Source organism: Streptomyces sp. BR123 (assembly GCF_013401435.1).
Lineage (GTDB): Bacteria > Actinomycetota > Actinomycetes > Streptomycetales > Streptomycetaceae > Streptomyces.
The window spans coordinates 1-3512 of the sequence record NZ_JACBGN010000472.1; the positions used below are offsets into that span (position 1 = coordinate 1).

A 3512-nucleotide genomic window follows, 5' to 3' on the forward strand; every position below is an offset into this window, starting at 1 on the left:
GCAGCCGGCTCCCGCTGCCGCACCGCAGCCGCCCCGGCCGCCGCAGCCCGCAGCCGTACCGCAGGCCCCCGTACCGCAGGCGCCCCCGCCGGTCTCGCCCGAGGACGACGTACCGGAGGAGGACGACCCCGACCTCGTCGACAGCGCCCTCACCGGGCACGAGCTGATCGTGCGCGAGCTCGGGGCCACCGTTGTGGAGGAATACACGAACGAGTAGGGGACCGCGTTTGGGTGGCCGCACGAAGGTCCGGCCGCCCGGCGGGCTAGGCTGCATGGCGTGAAGGTCCTCGTCATCGGCGGCGGCGCCCGCGAACACGCCCTGTGCCGCTCTCTGTCCCTCGACCCCGACGTCAACGCGCTCTACTGCGCCCCCGGCAACGCCGGCATCGCCGAGGTGGCGGAGCTGCGCCCGGTCGACGCCCTCGACGGCGCGGCCGTGGCCGGCCTGGCCACGGAGCTCGGCGCCGACCTGGTCGTCATCGGCCCTGAGGCGCCGCTGGTCGCCGGTGTCGCCGACGCCGTCCGCGCCGCCGGCATCCCCGTCTTCGGCCCCTCCGCCGAAGCGGCGCAGCTGGAGGGCTCGAAGGCGTTCGCGAAGGACGTGATGGCCGCGGCCGGCGTCCCGACGGCGCGCAGCTACGTGTGCACCACCCCCGAGGAGGTGGAGGCGGCCCTCGACGCCTTCGGCGCGCCCTACGTCGTCAAGGACGACGGCCTCGCCGCAGGCAAGGGCGTCGTGGTCACCGGCGACCTGGACGCCGCCCGCGAGCACGCCCTGGCCTGCGACCGCGTCGTCATCGAGGAGTACCTGGACGGCCCCGAGGTCTCCCTCTTCGCGATCACCGACGGCACCACCGTCCTCCCGCTGCAGCCCGCGCAGGACTTCAAGCGCGCGCTCGACGGCGACGAGGGGCCCAACACCGGCGGCATGGGTGCGTACTCGCCCCTGCCGTGGGCCGACCCGAAGCTCGTCGACGAGGTCCTGGAGACCGTGCTCCAGCCGACCGTGGACGAGCTCCGCCACCGCGGAACCCCCTTCTCCGGCCTGCTGTACGCCGGACTCGCGATCACCTCGCGCGGCGTGCGCGTCATCGAGTTCAACGCCCGCTTCGGCGACCCCGAGACACAGGTCGTCCTGGCCCGGCTGCGGACCCCGCTCGCGGGCCTGCTGCTGAACGCGGCCCAGGGCACCCTGGAGTCCCAGCCCCCGCTCGCCTGGCGTGAGGAGGCGGCCGTCACGGTCGTCATCGCCTCCCACAACTACCCCGGCACCCCGCGCACCGGCGACCCGATCGAGGGCCTGGCCGAGGTGGCAGCCGAGGACGGCCCCGACACGTACGTGCTGCACGCCGGGACCCGGCACGAGGGCGGCGCGGTCGTCAGCGCGGGCGGCCGCGTCCTGTCGGTGACGGCCACCGGCTCCGACCTGGCGCAGGCCCGCGAGAAGGCGTACAAGGCCGTCGCGCGGATCCGCCTGGAGGGCTCCCACCACCGCACGGACATCGCCGCGAAGGCGGCCGGCACGGCCTGAGGACGCCGAGCGGCAGCGCGGTCACGACGCGGGCCCGGTACGCACACAGGTGCGGACCGGGCCCGCGCGCATGTGCGTGTGCGAGTGCCCCGCACGCACGTGTGCGAGTGCATCGGGCCACGTTCGAACGCAGCAGCTTTAGCCAAAGCCATTCCATCGGGTGATCGTCATACCGTCTGGCTGACTGCCGCGCGCTCCCCAACTAGGGTGCGGCGCAAGCATTCCGGCACTTGGCCCACCGGCATTGCGATGTCAGTGGCGGGTGTCACAGTGGGGGAGTGAGCAAAACCGCCGCAGGGCAGAGGGGGTGAGGTCCGGTCGTGTCCGGAACCGGTTCGTATCTGGAAGGGAGCCCGCCGTCCGCGCGCTCCCGGGCCCTGGCCGTGCTGCGCGTGCGCAGCAGGGCGCTGGCCGTCGGCCTGCTGCCCGCCGCTCTCGCGGTGGTGCTGGTCTCCGCCCGTTTGACGGGCCGGCTGGCCGGGGACCCCTGGCCGCTGGTGACCCTCGTCGTGTGCGCGGTCGCCGCACTGGTGCTGCTGCTGGGCGGGATCTTCACCGCGGTGGTGGTGCGGGCCGGGCCCGCCGTGACGCCGACCGTGCCGCTGGCCGAGGCAGAGGCGCCCGACCTGTACCGGCTGGTGCGGGACCTGGCGGACCGCATGGAGGTGCCGGTGCCCTCCGCGATAGCCCTGACGCCGGACTGCGACAGCTGGCTGGAGGACCGTACGCATGCCGCCCACCGGCGGCGCGGCGCGGCCGCCGGCCCCGGGGCGGAGCCGGGCGCGGCGCCCGTGCTGGTGATCGGCTCGCCGTTCCTGTGGTGGATGAGGGTCGCCGAGCTGCGGGCCGTGCTCGCGCCGGTCGTCGCCGGTACGGGGCCCTCGGCACACCCCGACATAGCCGATGCCCGCGGCTTCGTGCGCGGGCTGGACGCCGCCGTGGACGTGGCCGGGCGCCCCGGCCTCGGCTGGATCGGAGGCCCGGCGCGGCTGCTGTTGCGGCTCTGCCGGGAGGATGCCGCCGAGATGGAGCGCGGGGTGGCCGCGGCCGCCTCGGACCGCGCGCAGCGGGTGGACTACGGGCTGCGGATCGTCGCCCAGGAGCAGGTCGGCCTCGCGTACGCGGGGTGGGACCGGCTGCTGACCCGGGTGGCACTGCCGGCGTGGAGGATGGGCCGGTGGCCCTCGCACCTCGACGCCGGAGTGGTCTCCGCGCTGACCGAGCTGTCCCGGCGGGACCGGATGGCCGACGGATTCGCCTCCCGGCTCGGCGAGCGGCCCGCGTGCGACCTTCTGGAGCGGCCGGGCGCCGTCGACGAGGCGGCCTCCCTGCTCGCCGCGCGGCTCTTCCACGGCGGCCCGGCCGAGCCGGGCCCGGACTGGGCGCCGGTGGACTGGGCGGCGTACCCGGAGGAGGTCGTGGACCGCACGTGGCGGGCGGAGGGAGCCCGGCTGCACCAGGCGCTGGACGCCCTCGCCGTGCCGCCGGGCCCGGGGCCCACGCTGGACCGGGTCCTCGGCTACCTGGCGGACGCGGGCGGCGACGGCGGGGCCGGTGAGGCCCTGGCCGGGCGGCTGAGCGGTGACCTGGCCCGGGAGGAACGTTCCGGAGGCCGCCGTTCCGTGGTGGCCCGCGGGGCTGACGCCGTACCCCTGTTCCCGCTGCAGCCGCCCAGGAGCGGCCGGGACCTGCTCGCCGACCACGTGACCGCTCTGGTGTGCTGCGCGGCCGTGGACTGCGTCGGCGCTTCCCCGGGCCTCGACTGGCTGGACGGCCCGGTCCTGCTGGCGGGCGGCGAGCGCCGCTCGGACCTGGCCCCCCGCGTCCTGAGCCTGGTCGAGGACGGCGACCCGGAGCCGCTGCGCGACTGGCTGGCCGAGCTGGGCATCCGCCCCGAGAAGCCGGTCCGCCTGGTCTGATGGCGGACGCCGGCGCAGTCCCCGGCTCGTCCTCTGCCCCTGCCCCTCGCTCTGCCCCTGCC

At 76.0% G+C, this 3512-nt stretch carries 2 protein-coding genes and 1 pseudogene; all 3 read left to right on the plus strand.

Features of this window, described 5'->3' with window-relative positions; translation table 11 throughout:
- Positions 1–217, plus strand: a pseudogene (locus HYE82_RS35140) (DNA polymerase III subunit gamma/tau); the annotation flags it as partial.
- A 60-nt stretch (positions 218–277) separates the two neighbouring features.
- Complete coding sequence (gene purD, locus HYE82_RS35145) at positions 278–1531, plus strand: phosphoribosylamine--glycine ligase (RefSeq protein ID WP_179178285.1); 1254 nt, start codon at positions 278–280, stop codon at positions 1529–1531.
- A 320-nt stretch (positions 1532–1851) separates the two neighbouring features.
- Positions 1852–3450 carry a hypothetical protein gene (locus tag HYE82_RS35150; RefSeq protein ID WP_179178286.1) on the plus strand — a complete coding sequence of 533 codons (1599 nt, stop codon included), beginning with the start codon at positions 1852–1854 and terminating at the stop codon, positions 3448–3450.
- Positions 3451–3512 lie beyond the last annotated feature (62 nt).